The following is a 7,965-nucleotide window of genomic DNA, read 5'->3' as shown; positions in this document are numbered from 1 at the left end:
TCATCTCCTTATTGGATCGTACCTAAGCTGTGCTAAACATGGGATGAAAATATACAGATATTAATCCTCAATCAGCTCATACTCGCTTAATAAATCTTCAAGATCCTCTAATGACAAATCATTAAATCCATAGTCGGAAGATGTCTTTTCCGCATGTTCTTTGCTGACACAATGGTCAACCACCTGTTCAAGTGCTTCGATATAATAATGGTTTAAATTAAGAATTACTTCTTCTGAAAACGCAGACTTGGTATAGGTTGTGCTAAGGGTCAGGCTTCCGTTATAGATGGCTGCATTCAACTCAATCGGATTAATGCGGGCAATATGCTCGCCCATGCTTTCTCCCGGTTTAAAATGCGAAGCATGAACCCACCCGGATTGTGCAGATGCTCCGATCTCTCCCAAATAGTTAAAAAGAATTGGAGCCTTCTTCTCCGTCTGCAACTCTGGCATCCGGGCCACATATTTCAGCGCTCCATAGCTAAAGCCTTTATGGGGTACCTTGCGCAATCCCTCTTTCACCCGTTTGATGGTGGTTGAAAGTTCGTCCTCCGCTTCTCCCTCCAACAGAACCGGGTACAGGGTCGTAAACCAGCCCACGGTGCGGCTGAGATCGATGCCTTCCAGCACATCCTCCCGGCCATGCCCTTCCAGGTTCACTTTCAGCTTCAGCTCACCCGTCAGCTTCCGCACCGCAAGGTACAGCGCACTGAGCAGCAGATCATTGATCTCGGTCTGGTAGGCCCGGTTGCTCTCCCGCAGCAACTGCCGGGTGACTTCCGCACTCAGGGTGCTTTGCAGAGTATGGCTGTCCGCGAATCGATCCGGGCCTGCCGCTTCCTCCCGTTCTCCCAGGTTCAGTCCAGCCCCCTCCGCTGCAAGTCTGCTCCAGTAGGCTCGTTCCTTCGCGGCCTGCGGGCTGTTTGCGTAATCCTGCAAGGCTTCCGCAAAGCGCTGGTAAGAGTCGGTCTTCTCACCTGCATCCAGCTCTTCTCCCCGCTCCGCCTGCTGATACAACACTTCCAGGTCTTCCAGCAGGATTCGCCAGGATACCCCGTCCACGACCAGGTGATGAATCGCCAGCAGCAGATGGTCTCCATCCTCGGCTTCAAACCACCCAACCTGCACCAGCTTGCCTTCTTCCAGGCTACATGCCTGCTGCACCCCGGTAGCCGCTTCATAGACCTGGCGATCCGGTTCAGCCCAGCCCCGCACATCAAACCGGTGCAGGGTATACATCCGCTCTCCGGTATGCACCGGGCGGTTGAATTGACGGATGCTGCCGTCCGCTTGTATCTCATACCTCATGCGCAGCGCATCATGATGCTCCAGCAGCCGATCCAGCACCTGCTCAAGCACTTCTGCCTTGAACCCGGCCGCCCGGTGCAGCATGAAGGACTGCGTGAAGTGGTTTCGTTCCGTAGGATTGTTCGCAAAAAACCACTCCTGAATCGGGGTCAGTTGCACCTCCCCTTCCACCGGCCCCTGGTCGAGCCGTTCGCGCTGCTCCCATTTCACATACGGCGAGAGGTCCCGAATCTTCGGATAGGCAAACAAATCCCTGACCTCCATCCGCAGCCCCGCCCGGGCCAGACGTGATCCGATCTGGAGCGCCTTGATGGAGTCTCCACCGGAGACAAAGAACTGGTGATTGATGCCCAGCTCCTCCATGTTTAGCACGTCACGCCAGACTTCCACCAGCAGACGCTCCACCTCGTTGCGCGGTGCTTCCGTCTCCGGCCCGGCAGACAGATGGTGATCCGGCTCGGGTAACGCCTTGCGGTCCAGCTTGCCATGGAATGTCAGCGGCAGCTGCTCCAGCTGCACCACATAAGCCGGGATCATATAATCCGGCAGCTCCGCTTCCAGCCAGTCCCTTACGGTAGCGGCTGTCCACGCTGCTCCGCCTTCGACTACAACATAGGCACACAACGCCCGGTTTCCCTGCGGGTCCTGGTGGTCCAGAACCGCAGCTTCCCGGATCTCCGGATGTTTCAGCAGCTGTTGTTCGATCTCGCCAAGCTCAATCCGGTAGCCACGGATTTTCACCTGTTGATCGGTACGCCCCATAAATTGCAGATTGCCACCAGGCAGCCAGCGCACCAGATCACCTGTCCGGTACATTTTGCTGCCGGGTTCATGCGGGTTGTCCACAAATTTCTCTGACGTCAACTCCGGATTATTAAGGTAGCCCCGGGCTACACTGTTACCAGCAATGTATAGTTCTCCTGCTACACCAATCGGACATAATTGATGATTGCTATTCATTACGTAGGTCCATATGTTGGGGAGCGGCTTGCCAATCGGAATATTGCCCTGAACCTGGTCTACCCGTTGGTAGGTGGTAGCGACCGTGTTCTCGGTAGGTCCATATGCATTGATCAGCGGATAGTCAGGAAGAAACGAAAGTTTCAGCTGTTCTCCTCCAGCAATCAGCAAACGCAACGATGTGTTAGGTTGATGGATAAAAACTTCACACACTTTAGGCGGCAAAGTAATCAATGTAATGGAATGTGCATTCATATATGCATTTAGCTGTGACATGTCCAGACGCAACTGAGATGGGATGATATGCAGCTCGGCCCCCACCACCAACGCAGGAAAAATGTCGATAATAGACCCATCAAATGTAATTTGCAAATAATTGGCTGCACGATCTCGTTCCGTTATCTGCTGAGATTCACTGAAGCCATAACAGAAATTGGCGAATGATCCATGCTCAATTAATACACCTTTGGGCAATCCGGTTGAGCCTGAGGTATAAATGATGTAGGCCAGGTCATGTTCATCATGTTTTATTTTTGGCACGCCATGCCGAGCCGATCTTCCGTCGTTCTCCCGAATGTTCTGTAATGGTGAGCAATGATCGTCAAGCAACAGCGTTTTACAGGAATTTCTATATTTTTTCACTTGGGGCAACAAATGTTCTTGAGTAACAACCACGCTGGCACCGCTATCCTCCAGCATGTAGCGAATACGTTCCTCGGGAAAGGCCGGGTCTAACGGCATATAGGCTCCACCCGATTTGAGAATACCGAGTAAACCGACCATCATTTCCAATGAACGATCCATCATAATGCCTACAGGCATTTGCTTATGCACGCCAAGATCCTGCAGAGCTTTCGCAACATCCGTAGCCCGTTCATTCAGTTCGCTATAGGTCAGTTGTTTCCCGTCATATACAACAGCCACTTTATTGGGAAAACGGATTGCATGGTCTGCAATCTGTTCCGGAACGGGTTTTCGTTGGGAGTAGTCCCGAACATTGTTGTTGAACTGGTACAGCAGCAGTTCCCTTTCCTTTTCCGTCACCAGATTGATCTCACCAATTGTGCGTTGAGCATCGTTTACTATCTCTTTCAAAATTTCGTTATAATGTCCAGCCAATCTCTCAATGGTTTCTTGTTTGAACAGCCTGGAGGCATACCCGTAAAACATCTCTATGCCCTCCGCTGTCTCCAAAGCGGTTACGCTCAGATCAAACTTGGCTGTGGGATGACTGAACGGATAGTATTCTGCTAGCAAACCATTAGCGTCCATTTCGGTTGTCTGTTCAGCCTGAAGGGTGAACAGGGTATCAAACAGCGCGCTCCGACTTGCATCCCTCTTCACTTCAAGTTTGCTTACAAGTTCATCAAACGGATAGTCCTGATGGGCAAAGCCGTCAAGCGTAGTATCCTTAATATGATGAAGCAACTGCTGCAAGGACATATCGAGTTCGGGATAAAAGCGTAATGCCAGCGTATTGACAAACATACCCACCATATCTTCCAATTCCGGATGCTCTCGTCCTGCCACCGTAGTACCTATAATGATGTCATCCTGGGAAGTGTATCGGGCAAGAAGTATCGTATATGCGGTTAACAGCAAAACAAACAGCGTTACACCGTTTTCGGCAGCCAGCAAACGCAGTTTTTGTGTCAGTTGCGAATCCACTGCAAATTGAAGCCGGTTTCCTTCATGACTCTGAATCGCAGGTCGGGAAAAATCCAACGGCAAATTTAACACGGGCAATTCACCTTTAAGCACGTCTGTCCAGTAATGCTGATGCTCTTGCCTTTGTTCCTGTTGTTCCAGGGCCAGAGACCATTCAGCATAATCTTTATATTGAAGGGTTAATGGTGCCAATTGTTTATGTTCATAGATTTGCCCTATTTCCTGGATAAGGATATCCATGGACACCGCGTCTGAAATCAAATGATGCATATCAAGACATAAATATTGGCTGGTCTCCGTTCGCCATAATGCAGCTCTGAACAAAGGGGCCCTCTCCAGATCAAAGGGTTGGATAAATGAATGTATGAACGGATCGAAATCCTGTTGCAACCCGTTGCCTACAAGAAGATTGAAGTTCACTTGGGCATGAATCCGTTGCACGGGCTCGCCATCGATTTCTGTAAATGAAGTTCTCAGCCCTTCATGTCTATGAATGATTTCAAGCAATGTCTGCTCCATGCGCTGCTGTTCAGCCTCTTTTGACAAACGGATAATAAGTGGCATGTTGTACATCAAACCCGTTTGTTGTACCCGGTCCAGAATGTAAAGTCTTCGCTGTGCTGCGGACAAAGGATAATGCGACTTGTCGTTAGCTTTTTGGATTCGAAAAGTGCGCTGTGTCTCCCTTGTTTGAAGCCATGCAGCCAGCTGCCTGATTGTAGGCATGTTAAAAATATCCTTAAGTGTAATCCGAATCTCTAACTTTCTCTGAATGGCTGACATCATGGCAAATGCTCTCAAGGACTGACCACCCAGTTCAAAAAAACTATGATCTACGCCAATGGGCCGAAGCTCCAATATCTCTTCCCAGATGGACGCCAGTATACATTCCAGCTCATTGCTTGGGGCCACATACGTCGTATTGGCCATGCTGTCCCCATCGGGATTGGGCAAAACGTTAAGGTCTGCTTTGCCATTGAGGGTGCGTGGAATGCGTTCCAAACTCATAAACCATGAAGGTATCATGTAAGCCGGCAATCGCTCTCTCGTATGTTTTTTCAGTTCCTCGATGCCATGCCTATGTTCTGGCGAATTCCAGACAATATACGCACAAAGACAGAGCTGACCTTGTTGATCCTTATGAGCTATAACCACAGCGTCGCTTACATCAGGATGAGCTGCCAAATGATGCTCCACTTCCCGAATTTCAACGCGATATCCACGTATTTTAATCTGTTCATCATTTCTTCCAAGAAACTCGATATTGCCATCCGGAAGCCATTTCCCCATATCCCCGGTGCGGTACATTTTGTTCCCCGATGCATCCAGATGATCTACAAAACGGGATTGTGTGAGCTCGGCAAGGTTGAGATATCCCTTAGCGACCCCTGCCCCGCCGATGTATAATTCCCCTGCTACACCAATCGAAACGGGTTGTTGATATTCATCAAGGATAAACACCTCATAATTGCCGAGAGGACTGCCTATGGGAATGGATACTCTTTTCTCATCCTGTGGCATTACACGATAATATGTAGCACATACCGTTGCTTCGGTAGGTCCATATGAATTGTACACCTGAGCCGAACGAACCATATTCCGGACATATTCGTATTTCAGGACGTCCCCGCCACTGATAAATTTCATGTTGGCATGTGGACGCAAATGCATGTTTTTGTCCAACTCGTTTAGAAGCAGCGGGGAACAGCTCAAGACAGTGATGTTCTCTTTATCAATCTGCATAACCAGGTCATCCACATGAGTTTCGTTGAGCTTGCCACTAAGAACAATACGTCCGGATACAGCCAGCAACGGAAATACTTCCTCAGTGAACGCGTCAAACGAAAAGGACACCACCTGAAGAACCGCATCTTCCTTTGTTAGCGGTACTCTGTCCAAAAATGCAGAGATATAGTTCAATACATTTCCATGAGTCGTCATAACTCCCTTAGGCGCACCTGTCGAACCGGAAGTATAGATCACGTAGGCCAAATCTCCTTGGTGATTAACTCGTTTCGGATTGCCTGGTTCCATATGTTCAATCTCCGGGTTGTCCATCGCCAGCTCGGATGTGATGTGGAGTTTGTCTCTCATGGGACATCCGTTCAACAGCAACACAGCCTCGCTATCCATGAGCATGTATGATACCCGGTCATCAGGCAATTCAGGATCAATGGGCAGATAAGCCGCCCCCGCCTTAAGAACTGCCAGTATTCCAACAATCATGTCCAAGGATCGCTCAACCATAACACCAACGATCGAATTGGGCTTAACCCCTTTCGTTCGCAGCAGACGTGCCAGCTTGTTTACCCTTTCATTGAGTTGACGGTAAGACATGAACCTGTCTCCATGGACTACTGCCGTCCGATCAGGCGTGAGTCCAGCGCGTTCTTCAAGCAAATCATTTAATGTGTCTGGATACGTATCCACCCGCTTGCTGTTAAACTGATAAAGGACTTGTTCTTGTTCATGACTGGACAACATGCGAAGCTGACTTACCTTTTGCCCTGCGTTCAACGCAATCTCATTCAGAAGATTCATCAAGTGGCTTAAAAAACGCTCCATGCTTTGCTTGGCAAACAATTCGGAAGCATATTGCAGATCCAGTTTCATATGACTGCCGTAATGGATTACGGTGAGACTAAGATCAAATTTGGAGACCGGCAGATCGAATTCACACATTTCCGCTTGAAGCTGACCAAGTTGGAACACATAATCCTCGGCGTGCTGCAAATCAAACATCGTATCAAACAGCGTGTGTCTACTTCGATCCATTGGCAAGTTCAGTTTTTCAATCAATTCATCAAAAGGATAATCCTGATTCTCATATGCGGCTAAGGTATGCCTTCTCACCTGATTCAAAAACGCGCCGAATGTCTGCTCAGGGTCCATGCTGTGTCGTGTTGCTATTGTATTTGTGAACAAACCGATTACTGATTTGAGGTTATCATGCGACCTGCCTGCGATCGGAGTACCCACGATAATGTCCTGCTGTCCAGTATATTTGGATAAAACCACCACATAAGTTGAAAGAAGCAGCATGTACAGCGTTACGTCATGCTCATCGGCAAGACGCTGCAAATTCCTCGTTAGTTCCTGATCCATCTCGATAACCATTCGTTGACCGGCATAATTTTGTTCTGGCGGGCGTGCATAATCCAGAGGCATTTGAAGTTGTAGCAGTTCCCCACTCAGCGTATCCAGCCAGTATGTCTCCTGCTTCTGCAAATCACCTGAACGTTCTTTGGCTTTCTCCCATGCCACATAGTCCTTGTACTGGATGGCAACAGGTGCCAACGGTTTTCCACTGTACAGTTCAGCCAGTTCATTCAGAAACAATGCAAATGACATCCCATCGGATATAATATGATGCATATCCATGAGCAGCAAATGCTGATCTTGATCCAAACGGACCAGTTCCGCGCGCAGCAGCGGAGCCTGTGTTAGATCAAAAGGCCGAATAAATTGTTTGATCTTGTTTAAAATATCGGATTCATTCCATTCGCTGGAATCAAGCTTAAACCGAATTTCAGGGTGAATCTTCTGAGCAGGCTCACCCTGATCATCCACAAATGACGTTCGAAGCGCCTCATGCCTCTCGATCATGCGCCCAATCGCGCCTTCAAGTGAATCCGGCTCGAGATGGCCCGTCAGCTTCACCGCCATTGGAATGTTATAAGCAATTCCCTGATCGTCCATTTGATGCAAAATATACATTCTTTTCTGGGCTCTGGATAGGGAATACAACTTGTTGGTTGATTCTTCGGCCTTTGGAATAGGTGCATTCCATACTTTTTCCTGATGGATCAGAAATTGAATAAGAGCCTGTTTGTGTTCTTTAATCTGTGATTTAAGGTCAGCATCGATTTCCTCACGTGGTCCGATCATTTTGATTTTTCCCTCTTGATGGTACAATTTCACATTTTTCCTCTGTAAATGATTCATAAACTCCGCTATGTTCATAGGAATTCACCATTCCTTTCAGTATGACGCCTAAGACAGGGAATTCCGGGAGAAACTGCACCTTTG

At 48.4% G+C, this 7,965-nt stretch carries 1 protein-coding gene; it reads right to left on the bottom strand.

The window, feature by feature from the left end; translation table 11 throughout:
- Positions 1-60 precede the first annotated feature (60 nt).
- A complete protein-coding gene (locus ACR32F_RS13325; RefSeq protein WP_440119832.1) occupies positions 61-7,881 on the bottom strand; it encodes an amino acid adenylation domain-containing protein in 7,821 nt (2,606 codons plus the stop codon).
- Positions 7,882-7,965 lie beyond the last annotated feature (84 nt).

It is taken from the genome of Paenibacillus hebaui (genome assembly GCF_051934385.1).
In the GTDB taxonomy this organism is placed as follows: Bacteria; Bacillota; Bacilli; order Paenibacillales; family Paenibacillaceae; genus Paenibacillus.
The sequence above is the reverse complement of the archived record's forward strand: the minus strand, read 5'-3'. Positions and strand labels throughout refer to the sequence as shown.

Excerpts from the sequence above, each read along its gene's own strand:
- ACR32F_RS13325 (WP_440119832.1), bottom strand. The coding sequence starts at position 7,881 with ATGAATCATTTACAGAGGAAAAATGTGAAATTGTACCATCAAGAGGGA.